The 16,694-nt window shown below is 56.6% G+C and carries 14 protein-coding genes and 1 riboswitch; of the genes, 7 read left to right on the top strand and 7 right to left on the bottom strand.

The genetic code is table 11. The features are described from left to right. Positions 1–3: 3 nt before the first annotated feature. Together NIZ92_RS17160 and rimO are read right to left on the bottom strand one after the other, a co-directional pair. Positions 4–1,677, bottom strand: a complete 1,674-nt coding sequence (locus NIZ92_RS17160) for a sulfatase-like hydrolase/transferase (RefSeq protein WP_254002312.1) — start codon at positions 1,675–1,677, stop codon at positions 4–6. Positions 1,678–1,742: 65 nt separating this feature from the next. Then, on the bottom strand, positions 1,743–3,062 hold the full coding sequence (rimO, locus tag NIZ92_RS17155; RefSeq protein WP_254002311.1) for a 30S ribosomal protein S12 methylthiotransferase RimO: 1,320 nt from the start codon (positions 3,060–3,062) through the stop codon (positions 1,743–1,745). Positions 3,063–3,266: 204 nt separating this feature from the next. Here rimO and rsmB point away from each other — a divergent pair, with 204 nt between their 5' ends. Genes rsmB through NIZ92_RS17135 form a run of 4 tightly spaced genes read left to right on the top strand, consistent with a single transcriptional unit; the run spans position 3,267 to position 8,257 of the window. Next, positions 3,267–4,571: a 16S rRNA (cytosine(967)-C(5))-methyltransferase RsmB gene (gene rsmB / locus NIZ92_RS17150; protein WP_063691673.1), complete on the top strand. Its 1,305-nt coding sequence runs from the start codon at positions 3,267–3,269 to the stop codon at positions 4,569–4,571. A 48-nt stretch (positions 4,572–4,619) separates the two neighbouring features. Beyond that, a complete protein-coding gene (locus NIZ92_RS17145) occupies positions 4,620–5,204 on the top strand; it encodes a DUF4390 domain-containing protein (protein ID WP_026483737.1) in 585 nt (194 codons plus the stop codon). Then, complete coding sequence (locus NIZ92_RS17140) at positions 5,204–7,540, top strand: ATP-binding protein (RefSeq protein WP_035270606.1); 2,337 nt, start codon at positions 5,204–5,206, stop codon at positions 7,538–7,540. Before NIZ92_RS17145 ends, NIZ92_RS17140 begins: the two co-directional genes overlap by 1 nt. A gap of 21 nt (positions 7,541–7,561) precedes the next feature. Continuing rightward, a complete protein-coding gene (locus NIZ92_RS17135) occupies positions 7,562–8,257 on the top strand; it encodes a response regulator (protein WP_060185356.1) in 696 nt (231 codons plus the stop codon). Between the two features lie 113 nt (positions 8,258–8,370). Here NIZ92_RS17135 and NIZ92_RS17130 read toward each other — a convergent pair whose 3' ends face one another. The 3 genes from NIZ92_RS17130 to NIZ92_RS17120 all read right to left on the bottom strand — a co-directional run bounded on the left by NIZ92_RS17130 (position 8,371) and on the right by NIZ92_RS17120 (position 11,180). Continuing rightward, positions 8,371–8,862, bottom strand: a complete 492-nt coding sequence (locus NIZ92_RS17130) for a 6,7-dimethyl-8-ribityllumazine synthase (protein WP_083054750.1) — start codon at positions 8,860–8,862, stop codon at positions 8,371–8,373. 97 nt (positions 8,863–8,959) lie between these two features. Beyond that, positions 8,960–9,102, bottom strand: a riboswitch (FMN riboswitch). Positions 9,103–9,135: 33 nt separating this feature from the next. Next, complete coding sequence (locus NIZ92_RS17125; RefSeq protein WP_254002310.1) at positions 9,136–10,476, bottom strand: HAMP domain-containing sensor histidine kinase; 1,341 nt, start codon at positions 10,474–10,476, stop codon at positions 9,136–9,138. Next, the gene (locus NIZ92_RS17120) at positions 10,473–11,180 is read right to left on the bottom strand and encodes a response regulator transcription factor (protein WP_252605576.1); all 708 of its coding nucleotides are present in this window, start codon (positions 11,178–11,180) and stop codon (positions 10,473–10,475) included. The genes NIZ92_RS17125 and NIZ92_RS17120 overlap by 4 nt, the downstream gene beginning before the upstream one ends. Before the next feature lie 56 nt (positions 11,181–11,236). Between NIZ92_RS17120 and NIZ92_RS17115 the strand changes: the two genes are divergently transcribed. After that, entirely contained in the window at positions 11,237–13,258 is a 2,022-nt protein-coding gene (locus tag NIZ92_RS17115; RefSeq protein ID WP_254002309.1) for a TonB-dependent receptor, read from the top strand. A 7-nt stretch (positions 13,259–13,265) separates the two neighbouring features. Here NIZ92_RS17115 and NIZ92_RS17110 read toward each other — a convergent pair whose 3' ends face one another. Then, positions 13,266–14,180, bottom strand: a complete 915-nt coding sequence (locus tag NIZ92_RS17110; RefSeq protein WP_031232879.1) for a methyltransferase domain-containing protein — start codon at positions 14,178–14,180, stop codon at positions 13,266–13,268. Between the two features lie 81 nt (positions 14,181–14,261). On the opposite strand from NIZ92_RS17110, the gene NIZ92_RS17105 reads away from it, so the two are divergent. Next, positions 14,262–15,011 carry a ComF family protein gene (locus NIZ92_RS17105; protein WP_254002308.1) on the top strand — a complete coding sequence of 250 codons (750 nt, stop codon included), beginning with the start codon at positions 14,262–14,264 and terminating at the stop codon, positions 15,009–15,011. A 54-nt stretch (positions 15,012–15,065) separates the two neighbouring features. After that, complete coding sequence (locus NIZ92_RS17100; RefSeq protein WP_035270260.1) at positions 15,066–15,536, top strand: tRNA (cytidine(34)-2'-O)-methyltransferase; 471 nt, start codon at positions 15,066–15,068, stop codon at positions 15,534–15,536. 148 nt (positions 15,537–15,684) lie between these two features. Here NIZ92_RS17100 and NIZ92_RS17095 read toward each other — a convergent pair whose 3' ends face one another. Continuing rightward, positions 15,685–16,683 carry a tripartite tricarboxylate transporter substrate binding protein gene (locus tag NIZ92_RS17095; protein ID WP_035270263.1) on the bottom strand — a complete coding sequence of 333 codons (999 nt, stop codon included), beginning with the start codon at positions 16,681–16,683 and terminating at the stop codon, positions 15,685–15,687. Positions 16,684–16,694 lie beyond the last annotated feature (11 nt).

Here is a 16,694-nt window from a genome sequence, read left to right as displayed (position 1 = left end):
AGATCAGGGTTGGAAAAGGGAGGCAGAGTACAACCAGCTTGGATAGGACTCGCTAAGTTGGGTATAGGACAATGTGGTGTTTTTTGAGCAAAGCGAGTGGTGCTGAGAGTACTGGAACGAAGGGAGTGCCGTTCCTACTGTTGCATCGTTGATAATTTGGGTGAGGCAGAAAAATGGTTGCTGATTCAAGCGATCCGTTAAATCTTGGTTGCGATAGTAGATATAGCCAGGGACGTCGCCTAGGACCTCTTTGGGAGCAGAGGGGGCGAACATGTAGTCGTTGGCAGTTTGCCCTGTTCGGATAAAAAAATCGTCCGGAAATACATTTGCCTGATGGAAAAAACGAGTCAAGGCTGGCTTATGGTCACCGACCAGAAGAATTAAAGTATCCGGGTGGCGTTCGATAAGCTTGCTGGCGAAATCGGCTGTTTCCTGCAGGCTTTGTGTCAATCTTTCACCGTAAACGTGCTCCCCGTCGTCCCCTTCATGAGATTCATATCCCCCATGGGTATAAAGGGTCGTCATAAATTGAAAATGTGACCCATTTTTATTTTGAAAATCTTCTACTGCGGCATCAAATAGAATGTAGTCTCTGGCTAAAGTTGGACCCTCGTAGTTCATATCCTCAATGGAAATGAACTGTTGGAACCCCAGCTTTGGATTAATAATATGACGATTCCAGAAGTTGCGAGAGAAGTTGTGGAGCGAGGTGGTTGTGTAGCCAGCTAGCTGAAGGTTACGAGGCCAGGCCCATGCTTTGGATGATAGTAGCTGGGTGTATTCCTGGTAAATCACACCATTTAGAGCCCCATTGGCAGGAAGGCCTGTTAAGAGCTCAAAGGCGGAATTGACAGTGCCGCCACCATAAACAGGGGAAATCGCCCGGAAAGGTTGAAAACCTATATCTGTTAACGGTGTAAAGGCTGATTTGAAGTGTTGCTCGTCGTGCCAACAGGCCTCACATAGGATGAGGATGATGTTTGCAGGCTGTTCAACCGTTTTTATTTCCGAGGATGTTAAGAGGTCAAACTCAGTTCGCTCTTGGGCTGAGGGAGGCGAAGGTATACGGCGTTGACTGGTTTGAATAAGGTGGGTTAGCAAACCATTTTTACGAATATTGAGTGGCCAGTCCCACATGTAGTATTGAACATCTTGGCGAATGAGCTCAAAGCGCGCGACACGACTGACATGATTGTCGATTTTGTCCAGGTAAGGGTGCAAGGAAATAATGCTAAACAAGGTCCCCAGCAGAATCCCGCTTTTTTTTAGGCGTGTACTTGGGTCGATGCGAGCTAAAACGAAAATCACGCCAACAGCCAGCAGGACATAGAGAACATGGTGGTAGCTGATGTAGTGAGGAATAATTGACCAATTGTCGGTCTGGGAAAGGTCCGTCCATGAAAGCGGCGCAGTTGTCAGAGCTTGTTTTGTATTGCTGACTTTCGTGAGTAGAAATGTGGCGCCGGCCGTGAGTGTGCCAGCTGCTACGCTTGGCAGTAAAACCCTCACAAAGAAATAGAGCGCAAAAAGAGGGGCCATAGAGAGGGCCACGGCTAGCCAGCGGTGTTTCTCCATGTAATCCAGAAGTAGAAAATCCAGATGGTTTTGCAAAAGGTAGTACTGGAAATATCCCAGCGCGGTAACAACAGCCAGCTCGATGAGTCTTGTTCTTGTCATGTCGTAAGCGAATAGCCCGGCTCGAGGGCCGGGCTATTGTCAAATGAACGTAGGGACGTTCGAGCTTAGCTTGTTTCTCCAAACAAGTCATATTCACTGGAATCCGTAATACGCACGCGCACCATTTGGCCGGGTTCCAGTTTTTGTTCGCTGGTGATGAAGACGTTGCCGTCAATTTCGGGGGCGTCGGCGCTGGAGCGGCCAACGGCATCGCCGTCTTCGTCGATCTCATCAATCAGCACGTCCATTTCGCGGCCCACTTTGGCAGCCAGGCGAGCGGTGGAGATGGCTTGCTGATGTTCCATGAAGCGTTCCCAGCGCTCTTGCTTGACTTCGTCAGGGACGATGCCGTCGAGTTTGTTGGCGGGGGCGCCTTCAACAGGCGAATACTGGAAGCAGCCAACGCGATCCAGTTGGGCCTCGGTCATCCAGTCCAGCAGGTATTGGAAGTCTTCCTCGGTTTCACCGGGGAAGCCCACGATGAAGGTGGAGCGGATGGTCAGATCCGGGCAGTCCTGACGCCATTGCTTGATGCGAGATAGGGTGCGGTCCTCAAACGCAGGGCGCTTCATGGCGCGCAGCACGGAAGGGCTGGCGTGCTGGAAGGGGATATCCAGGTACGGCAGCACTTTGCCCTCGGCCATCAGGGGAATGATGTTGTCCACATGCGGGTAGGGGTAGACGTAGTGCAGACGCACCCAGGCACCCAACTCGGACAGGGCGGCGCTCAAGTCCAGCATGCTGCTCTTGACGGGGCGACCATTCCAGAAGCCCGTACGCTGGCGGATGTCCACGCCGTAGGCGCTGGTGTCCTGCGAGATCACCAGCAGCTCTTTGACACCTGCCTTGACCAGACGCTCGGCTTCGCCCAGTACATCACCGACAGGACGGCTGACGAGCTTGCCGCGCATGGACGGGATAATACAGAAGCTGCAGCTGTGGTTACAGCCTTCGGAAATCTTCAGGTAGGCGTAGTGACGCGGGGTCAGCTTGATGCCTTGTAGCGGTACCAGATCAATGTAGGGATTGTGGTCCAGCGAGGGCGGGGCGGCTTCACGCACGGCACGCAGGACTTGTTCATATTGCTGGGGGCCGCTGACGGACAGCACCGAGGGGTGTACGTCGCGAATCAATCCTTCGTCCACACCCATACAACCGGTGACAATGACGCGGCCGTTCTCAGCCAGTGCCTCGCCGATCGCTTCCAGCGATTCAGCCTTGGCGCTGTCGATAAAGCCACAGGTATTGACCACCACCACATCCGCATTGTCGTAGCTGGGGGTGATCTGATAGCCGTCGGTACGCAGCTGGGTAAGAATTCGTTCGGAATCGACCAGGGCCTTGGGACAACCCAGGCTCACGAATCCGACTTTGGGGGCGCTCATAGAGGGTCCTTCTGGAGCTTGAGGGCTCGAAATTGGGAAATAGGCTTGATTTTACCGTCCCATGCCCGGATGCGTGCGGATCTTGTGCGTTTGAGCCCGGTTTATGCGGCAAATAGTGCTACAGTCGCAGTCATATTTTTCTTTTCTAGCGGTTGTTCTGTGTCCGACGCCCATCTTTCTCCCTCTTTGCCCCTGTCTGAAGTCATGTTGCTGAGTGCGCGCAATATTGAAGGCGTACTGGCAGGCAAGTCCCTGACTGAAAGCCTGGCTGCAACGCCAGCGCCAGCCCGTGCGGCGGTGCAGTCTGTCAGCTTCCATGTTTTGCGCCGTCTGGGCCATGCCCGTCAGATTCGTATCACGCTGGTGCCGCGCCAGCCCAGCAATACCTGGCTGGATGCCTTGCTGATGGTGTCGCTGGCCTTGCTGGATACAGCCATGCGTGTGCAAGAGGATGCCAAGGCTTTTGAGGATCGCCCGGATGTGCCGGTCTATGCCGTGCATACGGTGGTGGATCAGGCTGTGCGTGCGGCTGATAGCCAGGCTGCGCTGCGTCTGTCCAAGGGCTTGGTGAACGGGGTGCTGCGTCGCTTTACACGCGAGCGCAAGATGATCCTGTCTCAGGTGGAGAGCCGTCCCGAAGCACGCTGGAATCATCCTGGCTGGTGGGTCAAGGAATTGCGTCGTGCTTACCCTCGTGATTGGGAAGCGTTGTTGCAAGCGGCCAATCGCCCTGGTCCTTTGACCTTGCGCGTGAATCAGCGTCGTTGCTCGGTGGAGCGCTTGCAGGCGGTGCTGACGGAAGCCGGTATTGCGTCCAGCAGCCCCGGCACGGGTGCCGTTACCTTGGACAAGGCCATGCCGGTTCAGGCGATTCCTGGGTTTGATCTGGGCTGGTGGTCGGTGCAGGACTGGTCGGCTCAGCAAGCCGGTCTGCTTTTGCCGGTCAAGGATGGCATGCGCGTGCTGGATGCGTGCGCGGCCCCAGGTGGCAAGACCGCTCATTTGCTGGAGCAGGCGGATGTTTCCTTGTTGGCCCTGGATTCGGACGGCGAGCGTCTGGAGCGCGTAGGTCATAACCTGCGTCGTCTGGGCCTGGCCAGCGACAAAGTTCAATTGAAACGGGGCGATGCGGCTCGTCCTGCCCAGTGGTGGGATGGGCAGCCCTTTGATGCCATCCTGGCTGATGTGCCTTGTACCGCTTCGGGTATTGTGCGTCGTCACCCCGATATTCGCTGGTTGCGCCGCGAGTCGGACATTGCCGATACCGCGCGTTTGCAAAGCTCTATACTGGATGCCTTGTGGTCCACATTGCAGCCCGGCGGGCATTTCCTGTATTCGACCTGCTCGATTTTCCCGGCTGAAGGGGAGCAACAGGTCGAGGCATTTTTGGCCCGTCATCCCGAGGCGCAGCTTTTGGACTCTCCTGGCCAGATTTTGCCCGGCGTTGCGGGACGATCGCTGGCAGATGGCGACGGTTTTTTCTACGCCTTATTTACGCGCCCGGTTTGACTTGTCACAATTAGGGCTCTGACTTTGTCCTTTTTGCGGTTAATCACGATGTGGCGCGTTTTTCTGTCTTTTCTGCTGATTTTCAACTGCGCGCTAAGCTCGGCCAATACCATTGTGCCGGTCGCTACGTCGGGAGAGCGGGTCGTCAAGGTCGAGCCCCATATTCGGGATGAAAAACTGTATATCGACGCGGATGTCGAATTCGAGTTAAGCCCGGAATTGCGCACCGCTGCCGAGAAAGGGGTGCCGCTGTATTTCACGGTTGAAGTGGAATTGGCCAAACCCCGCTGGTACTGGTTTGACAAAAACGTTGTCAAAGAACAACAAACTTGGCGGGTTGTGTATAACGCCCTGACCCGTCAGTGGCGCGTGGGCACCGGGGACCTTTCTCTGCCCGAATCCTCCATGAACGACGCATTGGCCATGCTGCGGCATATTCGCGGCTGGGCCGTGGCCTATGTGGCTGATCTGGACCGCGACCAGGAATACCAGGGTCGTGTGCGTTTGCGCCTGGATACCTCTTTGCTGGCCCGTCCGTTTCAAGTGGACGCCATCAATAGTTCTGCCTGGACATTGGCTACTCCATGGAAAACCTTTTCCTTTTCCGTCTCCGTCGACGAGCCCCAACCTTGATACGTTGGATCTTGCGCACCGCTCTGTTCGGAGCGGGTGTCAGCGCGTTGGCGCTGTTTTCTCTTCTTGTCTGGTCTACGGGGAACGCTTCGCGCTATGCGCAGCAGTATGACTTGCTGCTGGTGCTCAACGGTGTACTGGCCGCCACGCTGATTTCCTGGGTGCTGTTGCTGACGATTCGTCTGTTCAGACAAATACGCCGGCGTCAGTTTGGTGCCCGCATGACGGCGCGCTTTGCCTTTTACTTCACCTTGATCGGCATTATTCCGGGGGCGCTGATCTACCTGCTCTCGGTGCAGTTCATGTCGCGCTCGATCGAGTCCTGGTTCAACGTGCGGGTAGATACGGCGCTGGAATCAGGCTTGAGTCTGGGCCGCGCCGCCCTGGATTCGCAGCTCAATGAGCTGGAAGGTCGTGCCAATGAAATGGTGTCGGCACTGAACAAGGCGGATAGTGCGCAGTACAGCAGCTTGCTGATCTCCTTGCGTGAGAACAGCGGGGTGACGGAGGCAATGGTATTTTCGGGCAATGGTCGTCTGATTGCCTTTTCCTCGGGCCGCTATGACACGCTGCTGCCTGATATGCCGCCCTCCAGCGTGATGAATCAGCTGCGTATTGCAGGCCGCTATTCGGCTGCCGAGGTGGATGATGATGCGCCTGTTCACGACAACGGCCTGGACGAAGGCGGGGTTCCCGCAGAGTCCACGGGCTTGCGTCTGCGCACGGTTCTACCATTGGCCGATCCCAATCGCTTTGCGGCAACCTTGAGTGGCACGGCAGACTCGCGCTGGCTGCAGGTCATTCAGCCTGTGCCGGACAAGATTGCACGCAATGCCAACCAGGTGCAGCAAGGTTTCCGGGATTATCAGGAGCTGGCCTTATCTCGTCAGGGCTTGCGCAAGCTCTACGGCATAACGCTGACGCTGGCCTTGATTCTGGCGGTGTTTACGGCTGTGGCGGCTGCCTTGGCCTTGTCGCGCCGCCTGACGCGTCCTTTGCTGACATTGGCTGCCGGGACGCAGGCGGTAGGGGTAGGGGATTACCGGGCTTTGCCTGAGCCACCTGCCAAAGATGAAGTAGGCCAGTTGACCCGCTCTTTCAATGCCATGACTCGGCAACTGGATGAAGCGCGCCGCATGGTCGAGAAAAATCGTCTGCAGCTGGAACGCTCCAATATGTACCTGGAGTCAGTGCTCAGTAATCTGTCCAGTGGTGTACTGGCGTTTGACGAGATGTTCCGCGTCACCATGTTCAACCAGGGGGCGCAGCGTATCTTGCAGGTGGACTTGCGCTCCATCAAGGGGCGTCCGCTGGAAACGCTGGAAGGGGCCATGACCTTTGCCTCGGTGATACGTGAAGCCTTTTCCACGCATCAGGCCATGGGCTCGGATCATCCTTACTGGCAGCAGCAGTTTGAATTGGAAATGCAAGAAGGTAATGAAGCGCGTGATACTATCGTCACCGTTTTGGCCCGTGGTACCTTGCTGCGTGTAGATGGTCAGCCAACCGGGTATCTGGTGGTGTTTGACGATATTACCGACGTGATTTCCGCCAGCCGTCTGGTGGCCTGGAGCGAGGTGGCTCGACGCCTGGCACACGAGATCAAGAACCCGTTAACGCCTATTCAGTTGTCGGCCGAACGACTGGCCATGAAACTGGAGTCGCAGCTGGATGAAGTCCATGCTGCCATGTTGCTGCGCTATACCAATACCATCGTCAATCAGGTCAGTTCGCTCAAGAAGATGGTGGAAGATTTCCGAGAGTATGCTCGTAAACCGGCGACTCAGATGCAAGCTCTGAATCTGAACGAGCTGATTACCGAAGTGCTGACTTTATATGGTTGGGACCCGGAAGAAGGCATGGTCCGGGACGATGGTTATAGTGTGGCAATTGATGTGGAGCTGGACCCTGATTTGCCCATGGTTCAAGGCGACCCCACGCAGCTGCGGCAGGTTATCCATAATCTGCTGGCCAATGCTCGTGAAGCGGCTGCCCAGGATCAATCACTTGACCAGGCGCATGTATTTGTTAAAACCATGATTGCGGGCGTAGAAGGTTCCGACTCTTCTGATGCGGTCAGTTTTGTGGTGTCAGATAACGGGCCTGGTTTTGATCCCCAGATGCTGGTGCGCGTTTTTGAACCTTACGTAACCACCAAGCCCACCGGCACGGGTCTGGGACTTGCTATAGTTAAGAAAATCATCGAGGAGCACGGCGGCAGAATCGATGTTTCCAATCGTCGTGAGGGGGGGGCTCGCATTTCCATCCTCTTTACCCGGCTTGCTGGCCAGCATATTCGTCTGGACTCTGGGCGGCGAGCAAACGATAATGCGTAAAAATCACGTAGGTGACGTTTTATGGCCAGAATTCTGGTAGTTGATGACGAAATCGGCATTCGGGAACTTTTGTCGGAAATTCTTTACGACGAAGGGCACACCGTGCAATTGGCAGAGAATGCCGCCCAGGCTCGCGAGGCACGCTTGCGGGGCCGCCCCGATCTGGTCTTGCTGGATATCTGGATGCCAGACACTGACGGTGTCAGCCTGCTCAAGGAGTGGGCTTCTCAAGGCTTGCTGGATATGCCAGTGGTCATGATGAGTGGCCACGCCACGGTGGATACCGCGGTGGAAGCAACCCGTATTGGTGCGGTGGACTTCCTGGAAAAACCCATCACCATGCAGCGCCTGCTCAAGACCGTCGCCTCGGGTTTGGAGCGTACCGTTGCACCCAAGGCGCTGGCAGCCGCTGCCCGCCCAGTGGTTCAAGGTGGTGATCGCCGTCCTGAAACCGCCACAATGGCTCCCGGTATGGCACCTGCCATGGCCGTCCCTGAAGTCGAGCAGGATGAGTCCCAGCTAGGCAGCATATCTTTGGATCTGCCTTTGCGCGAAGCGCGTGACGAGTTCGAGCGCATTTATTTTGAATATCATCTGCGCCGCGAAAATCACAGCATGACGCGTGTGTCGGAGCGTACTGGTCTGGAACGCACCCACTTGTACCGCAAGCTTAAACAGCTGGGTATAGACTCGTCGCGCAAGCGTAACCAGTCTTGATACAGTAGTTACCAAATGCATGGCCAGTAAGCTTCTGGCCAGCTCTGGCGCTGCGGGTAAAAGCAGCCTGGGGGGTTTGGGATTGAGGCGGCCTTTTCAGGCCGCCTTGCCGTTTAGAGAGCGGCGACGGATGCCGCAGGCAGTGCTTGCAATTTGCTCATGGTATCCAGGCATGTACGGGCCGCTTCCTGGCCCTTGATCACAAAGTGACGGTGAAAGTAATCGTGGTGCTCTTTGCCATCATGGAAATGGTGAGGAGTCAGCACGACTGAAAACACCGGCACGTTGGTGCTGAGCTGGACTTGCATCAAGCCTTGAATCACTGCGGTAGCCACAAAGTCGTGGCGATAAATACCGCCATCAACCACCAGGCCGGCAGCCACAACAGCGGCATATTGACCCGATTGGGCCAGACGTTGAGCATGCAGTGGGATTTCAAAGGCGCCGCCCACTTCAAAGAAGTCGATCAGGCTGCTGTCGTGGCCCATGGCTTTGATTTCGTCGATAAAACCCAGTCGGGCCTGATCCACAATGTCCTTGTGCCAGCAAGCTTGAATAAAGGCGATACGGGGAGCCAGAAGATTGGCTGGGGTAATACTGTTCATGTTGATTTCCTGTTTTATGACAACAAAAACAGGGCATGCAGGAAGCAGGATAGCTCAAGCCCATAGCAGGATGACTCCTGTACAGGTTATGAGGGTATCCCGTTCTCTCTTTATCCGGACTATACCGTCGGCCCCGGAATCACACCGGGTCTGCTGTCCCTGACACAAGGCCAGGCGCTCGCGGGCTAGGCTAGTGCCATTACCGCCGGTGGGGACTTGCACCCCGCCCTGAGAACGTAGTTGGCCGGGGAGGCCAACCGGACGAGTTTACCGCTAAACCGTTTTTTTGTCAGAGGCGGGAGCCGCTAGTGGCAGCAAGAGCCTCAGAGTGCAGGGTGCGCCGGGCAGGAACTGGGCCTGGCCACCGTGGCGCAGCAAAATCTGACGCACAATCGTCAACCCCAGGCCCGCTCCTTTGCTGGCGCTGTCTTGCTTGTGAAAGCGCTCAAAGGCCAGATGAGCTGTTTGCGCATCCAAGGCTGCACCTTGATCGCTGATATCGATCGCGCATTGGTCTGGCTGTGGGTTATGCAAATGCAAGCTGACCGTGCCTTTGCCATGCGTCAGGGCATTGTCCAGTGCGTTGACAATGGCTTCGGACAGATCGGCCTCACAAGCTTGAACAGTATCGAGCGAACTATCATCGTGAAATTGGATCTCTCGATTGGCCTGCTCGAAAAGCGGCCATAAGTCTCCCATCACACGGCGGCACAACGGTGCCAAGGCTGTGTGGTCTGTTAGTTCCGTAGCCTGCTCCTGCTTGCGGGCCAGGCTGAGCCATTGGCTGACCAGACGCTGCAAGTGGGTAATATCCTCGCGCAGCAAATCCCAGTCCTGCTCGCTATGGTGTTCAGCCGTTTGCAGACGCAAGGACATCACAGCTAATGGGGTGCGCAGTTGGTGCGCGGCATCTGCGACCAGTTGTTGTTCATGGTGATAGGCCTGCATCAGGCGGTCCAGACTTTGATTGACGGCCTGTGCCAAGAGGCGAATTTCTTTGGGTAGCTCAGTGACTGGCAAGCGCAGCTCGGGTTGTGCGGGACCCAGCGTCGCAGCCAGATTTGCCGCTTGTCGTACCGGGCGCAAGGTCCAATGAATCAGCCAGGCGATCAACAACAGACCCAACGCACACACCGGCAGCCACAAAAGCAGTGAGCGCCACATGCGGGTTTGCAGCAAGGCTCCGATCAGCTCTCTTTCGCGCTGGTCTCGTTTGGCGACCATCAGGATTTCGCCACTGGGCAGCGTGACCGAAACCGACACCACATAGCCACTGCGATGCTTCAGCCTGAACAAGGCCAGCTCGTCTTCGGGCTGAGCAGGGCGCAGGCGTCGTGGACTTGCCAGATTGGATGAAGCCTGGAGCAACTCACCCTCGGCGCTGTACAGCGAATAAGACATTTCCCCACCGGCGTACTGACGCGGCAAGCTATCCAATGATTCCGAGGGTTTAAAGTCGCGGGCAATTTCCTCGGCCTGCAAAAACAGGCTGATGCGGCGCAGCTCGTCTCGTGTATCGAACAAGGACAGGGCCAAAGTGCAAAAGCCCAAGGCCAGCATCAGCAAAAGGCTGATCAGTAATCGCCCGCGCAGACTGAAGGCGCGCCTGCTCACAGAGCGCGCAAGCGGTAGCCCACACCGCGCACCGTGTCGATGCAAACCAGGGCATTTTGCTCGCGCAGCTTGCGGCGTAGTTTGGAGATCAACGCTTCGATGGCATTCAGACTGATGTCGGTCTGGTTTTGATAGAGCTGCTCCAGCAAATAATCCTTGACCAGCAAACGGGGACTGGCCTGCATCAGCTCCAGCAAGAGCAGGCTTTCCCGCCGTGGCAACATCAAGGCTTGGTCATTGACCCAGGCTTGTCGCACTTCAGGCTCGAATCGTAGATTCGCGATCACCAGTTGCTGGTAACGATGGGGCGCAGCCCGCCGCAGGATTGCGCTAAGGCGGGCCTCCAGCTCAACCAGATCAAAGGGTTTGAGCAGATAGTCGTCCGCACCGCCACGCAGCCCTTGAATGCGATTGTGGACGGCATCGCGCGCACTCAAGATCAGGCAGGGCAGGCGCTGGCTGCGATCTGGGCGATGCAGCTGCGCCAGAACTTCCATGCCGTCCATATCGGGCAATCCCAGATCCAGAATCAGGGCATCAAAGCTATGTTCTTGCAGCAGGGCAAGACCAATCCGCCCCGTCGTAGCGGTGCGAATTGCATATCCCTGCCCTTGCAGATGGCTTGCCAACAGGCTCAACAAAGGCCGGTGGTCTTCAATAATCAGAATAGTTTTCATCAGACTACGGTCAGAAACCGGGCTCATGATAGTAGCAAATAGAAATGAGTTTGGTTCGTATTATAAATAATGGAAGAAGTCTGATGAAAATGAGAACGGGCCTGCGTTGGCCCTTGGCCGCCTTATCCTTGGCGTGTATGTCCGCCTGGGCTCAGGAACGCAATGAAGTTGAGCAGTTAAGTGCAATCTCGGTGACCGCCTCGGGATTCGCTCAGGAGGTGGTGAGCGCACCAGCCTCTATCACCGTGATTCCGCGCGAGGAGCTGGAGGGGAAACGCTTTGAGTCTTTGGCCGATGCCTTGCGCCAGGTGCCGGGCGTCAGCATTTTAGGTGGCGACAAAGGGGCTATCTCGATTCGCGGCATGGAGTCCGAGCATGTGCTGGTCTTGATTGATGGTCGCCGCCAGGACATGCGTCAGATCACTATGAAGGGTGGGGTGTCTGAGGCTCTGGACATGAACTGGATTCCCCCGCTGGAAGCCATTGAGCGTATCGAAGTGGTGCGTGGCCCCATGTCGACCTTGTACGGCTCTGAGGCTTTGGGCGGAGTCATCAATATTGTGACGCGCAAAGTGGCCGACAAATGGCACGGCTCCTTGACCGGTGGCTATACCTTGCAGGACAGTGGTTCGGCTGGAAATAGCGGCTCGGCTGATTTGTACTTGTCTGGTCCCATCGTGCCGGGGCGCTTGGGCTTGCAGTTCTGGGGCTACCACAAGCAACGTCAGGAAGATCAGGTGTTGAATGGCTTTGCGCGTGCCAAACGTCAAAACGGTACGGTGCGTTTGTGGGCAACCCCCAATAACAATCATGAGTTCATGTTTGAAGCTGGCCGCACGACCCAGCATTTCTGGACCACCCCCGGCAAGTCATTGGCTTTGACGGGCAAGGCCAATGAAAACGAGTACGTGCGCGACAGCTATACGCTGGCCCATACGGGGCGTTGGGGCCGCTTTGATACGGAGCTAAGCCTGAACCGTGAACAAGCCTATCGCGATGGCCCCACTCAAAGCGCCCGCCCTGATCTTCGCAATACCGTGATTGATGGCAAGCTCACCCTGCCTTTGGCCGATCACATGCTGGTGGGTGGTTTTCAGTGGCGCAAAAGCGAGTTGAAGGCCGATGGCTACTACGCCAATCCGAATGGCGCAGGTGTGGATACTTCCGTACGTGAATACTCCCTGTTCCTGGAGGATGAATGGAGCCTGAGCCCATCCTTCGCCCTGACCGGCGGCGTGCGTATGGACGACAACGAGTTCTATGGCCGTCACTGGACTCCCCGTTTGTACGGTGTCTGGAGTGCGACGGATGCCTGGACGCTGAAAGGCGGGATCGCCAAGGGTTTCAAGTCTCCGACCATCATGCAAAGCAATCCGCAAATCGGTTTGCCGCAGCGTGGCGGTGCTTATACCTGGGGCAATCCGGATCTGGAACCTGAGGTCAGCACCAACGTAGAACTGGGCTTGTACTTTGACGATGGCGGACCGTTGAGCGCCAACGCTACTTTGTTCCACACCCGCTACAAGAACAAGATCGCCAATACCGGCTCGCGTCAGCTGTACTACCCCGATGGCCGTCCTGTGCCACCGGACCCGTATACCAACAGCATGTATAGCACCTACTTCAATATCACTGAAGCACGGGTTCAGGGGCTGGAACTGGGCTTGGCCTATCGCTTTAACGAGCAATGGAAAGTGCGCGGCAGCTATACCTTTACGGACTCCAAGGTGCGTAATGGCAGCGCCACTATCCTGGGCTTTGGCTACCCGCAGTCTGAAGGACAGCCCTTGGTGGCGACCCCACGCAATATGGGCAGCCTGACCGTGGACTGGACGCCGAATGAAGCCGTGTCAGCCTTCTTGACCTTGAACGTGCGTGGTCGGGAAACCAATATTTCCTGGGGACAGGGCGGTGCTGTCAGCGAAAGCATGGGGACGATTGCTACGGTGGATCTGGGAGCCAGCTGGCGTGCCAGAAAAGATCTGAGCTTGAGCGCGGCCGTCTATAACCTGACCGATCGTCGTCGCGACTCGGGTACCAGCGGAGCCTATTCCTATGCGGAAGATGGCCGCCGCTTCTGGTTGCAGGCCGAATACCGCTTCTAAATGCGGTTTATTCCTGGGGTTTGGGGCGGCGGCTGATTGTGGAGATCGGCACGCTGACCTCGCCCTGGGTGCTGCGACGGCTACGAGCGCGCCAGGCGTGCCCGTACGCAATTTCCAGGCTCAAATGCAAGGTGCCGTCCATATGGCGCTGTTTCTCCAGCGCATTGAGCAGGCGTTGACGCCAGGGCAGGGTGCTCAGGCTGGCCTTGCGTTGTGGGTGCGGATTGCCGCCCAGTAGACGCAAATCATCCAGCAGTTTTTCAGCGCTGCGGTAGGTTAGCGTCACGACCTCCTGATCCATCACGGGATCAGCAAAACCGTTTTCCAGCAACAGATCGCCAAAGTCGTGCATGTCCACGAATTCCAGCGTTTGGGTGCCCAGATCCGCTTGCTCCATGGCACTGCGCAGCTCGGCAAAAGAGCCGGGACCCAGGCAGGAGAACATGACCAGCGTCTCGGGTTTCAGCAGGCGGTTCCATTCAGCCAGGACTCGATGCGGTTCCGGGTGCCAGTGCAGTGCCATGTTCGACCAGACCAGCTCCTGGCTTTCTGCGGGCAGGCCGCTGTTGGCCATATCGGCCTGAACCCAGTTGGCAGCAGGGGTAGGTTGGTTGCGCAGTTTTTGCCACAGGCTGGGTTTGGATTGGTAGCGCTCGCGGGCAACCTCCAACAGCTTGGCGCTGCGATCCAGACCGGTGTAGTTCATATCCGGGTAGCGGGAACGCAAAGGCTCCAGCGCGTGGCTGGCACCACAGCCGGCATCCAGAATATGAGTGGGTTGCAAGCGCACCAAAGCCAGCCGGGACAACATCCGTTGGGCGACTTCACCATAAAGAAACTGAGCGTGATCCAGGGGAGCGCGGCGATTGAATTGCTGCTCGACGTGGGCGGAGTTGATTGGTAAAGAAGGTAACTGGGACATAGTTGCGCGGACGTTGCTGGCCTGGATCAGTGGCATGTGCTGTGATCGAATCAGCCTGGCTCTGAAAGGTAATGATCTATTATGGCGCATCCCCTGTTTCGGCGCGAGCCGACCCATCGTCTTGTAGGGATTCCACTGTTGGCACGGCCTTGTGTGCTGTGCGGATTGCGTTCGCAAAGTGGCGCACTGTGCCGCTTTTGCCGACACGCGCTGGCAACACCCGCCCAGGATTTGCGCTGCCCTCGTTGTGCTTTGGCCTTGCCGCCCTTGGCTTTACTGGCCTGCCCGGATTGCGGAGCAGGGCAATTGTCCCTGCAAGCGACGGTTGCCGGATTCGATTATGAACATCCTGGCGATATGTTGATACATGCGTTTAAAATTTCCCGTCGGCTGGAAATGGCAGCGGTGTTGGCGGAGCTGATGGTGCAGCAATGGCGTAGGCATGGGCCTGTGCTGAACGCTGCTTGCCGGGTCATTCCAGTGCCTTCGCAGCGTAAAGCCTTGCACCGGCGGGGCTTCAACCCGGCAGCCGTGCTGGCCAAGCGCGTGGCACATGAATTGGGTTTGTCAGCACGTTTGCATATCGTCACGGCGCAGCTACGGCACGAGCAGGCACAGAAGAACTTGGGGCGTCAGGCTCGCAGGCAGGCCATGCGGGGTGCTTTTAACCTACGAGAGTCGTTACGAGGGTGTGATGTGCTGTTGGTCGATGATGTACTGACCACAGGGGCCACTTTGGATGCCCTGGCCCGGGCCTGCCGTTTGGAGGGGGCACAGTCTGTTTATGCCTTGGTCGCTGCACGAGCTCCCTGGAAATTGAAGGCATCCTAGCCCTGTATACTTCGTCGCTTGTTCGCGGCTTTTTCTGCACTTTTTAGGTTTTTCATGTTTCATATCGTCCTGGTTTCGCCCGAGATCCCCCCCAACACGGGTAACGTCATTCGACTGGCGGCCAATACAGGCTGTGTCCTGCACTTGGTGCGGCCCCTGGGCTTTGAGCTTGAAGACAGCAAGTTGCGTCGTGCCGGGCTGGATTATCACGAGTGGGCGCAGGTGAAGGTGCACGACAGTCTGGAAGAAGCCCTCCAGGCCACTGGCTCCGCGCCGGATCGCGCGTTTGCCCTGACTACACGTGGTAGCCATTTGCTGGCTGAGCAAAGCTTTCAGCCGGGTGATGTATTTGTATTTGGCCGCGAAACCGCAGGCTTGTCTGCAGAACAACTGGCCTTGTTTCCCAATGAGCAGCGGATTCGTCTGCCCATGTTGGCGGGGCAACGCAGCTTGAACCTGTCCAATGCCGTGGCGATTTGTGTTTTTGATGCCTGGCGGCAAGCGGGTTACGAAGGTGGGGTTTAAGCTTGTGTAGAGACAGGCCGCAATGGTGTAGTCCTGGGCGACGCCACATTTTTCATTGAACTGCGCGTATTTATTTTTGAGTGATGGCTGCAAAGAAAACGGCCCCGCAAATCTTGAATTTGCAGGGCCGTTTTTTTCGATCGTGTCCTTATTCCAGCGACAGATTCAGGCGTTCAATCACTTCATCCCAACGAGCCTTGTCGGCAATGATCTTGTCCGTCATCTCCTGCGGGGTGGAGGGCTCGGACGAGAAGTAAAAGGCGTTGAGCTTGGCCTTGATGTCGTCGCGTTGCAGGATGGTGGTGATTTCCTGGTTCAGGCGTTTGACCACATCGTCCGAGGTATTGTGGGGCACAAAGAAGGCATCCCAGGAAATCGCCTCGAAGTTTTCCAGACCGGCTTGCGCCATGGTGTCCAGACCGGGCAGCAATTCGCTGGGTTGCAAGGAGGTCACGGCCAGGGCTTTCACCTTGCCGGCTTCAACCTGGGGCATGGCAATGCCGGGCACCATGAAGGCGGCGTCAATGTCGCCACCAATAATGGCGGTCAGGATTTGTGGAAAGCCCGAGTAGGGGATTTGTTCCAGTTTGATATCAACCGCATGTTCCAGCATGGCCATGGCCAAGTGGGCCGAGCTGCCGGGACCAACTGAGCCGTAGTTCAATTCGCCAGGACGAGATTTCGCCAGGGCAATGAACTCTTCCACCGTGTTGGCGGGCGAGTTGGCCGGCACGACCAGCACGTTGGGGCTGGTGCCAATCATGGAGATGGCCTGCAAGTCTTTCAGCGGGTCATAGCCCAGCGAAGTCTTGTACAGGGTGGGGGCGGTCACCATGGGACCATTGATGGTCAGCAGCAGGGTGTAGCCGTCGGGCTTGGCATGCGCCACAAAGCGCGTGCCGATATTGCCACCAGCACCAGGACGGTTATCAACAATGACAGTTTGGCCCAAAGCTTGGGACAGGGGCTCGGAAATGGCACGGGCCAGGGCGTCAGGCGAGGAGCCTGCTGGAAAGGGCACGACCATTTGAATCGGGCGCTCAGGCCAGCTGGATTGGGCCAGAGCCGATTGAGCCAGCAAACCAGTGCAGGCCAGCCCCAGGACGGAGCGGATCAGAAGATCACGAGAACGAGCAAGCAATGACATTGTTTTATTCT

Source organism: Alcaligenes sp. 1735tsa3 (genome assembly GCF_024134565.1).
Classification (GTDB): Bacteria; Pseudomonadota; Gammaproteobacteria; order Burkholderiales; family Burkholderiaceae_B; genus Alcaligenes; species Alcaligenes phenolicus.
This window is presented reverse-complemented; position numbering and strand designations above follow the sequence as displayed.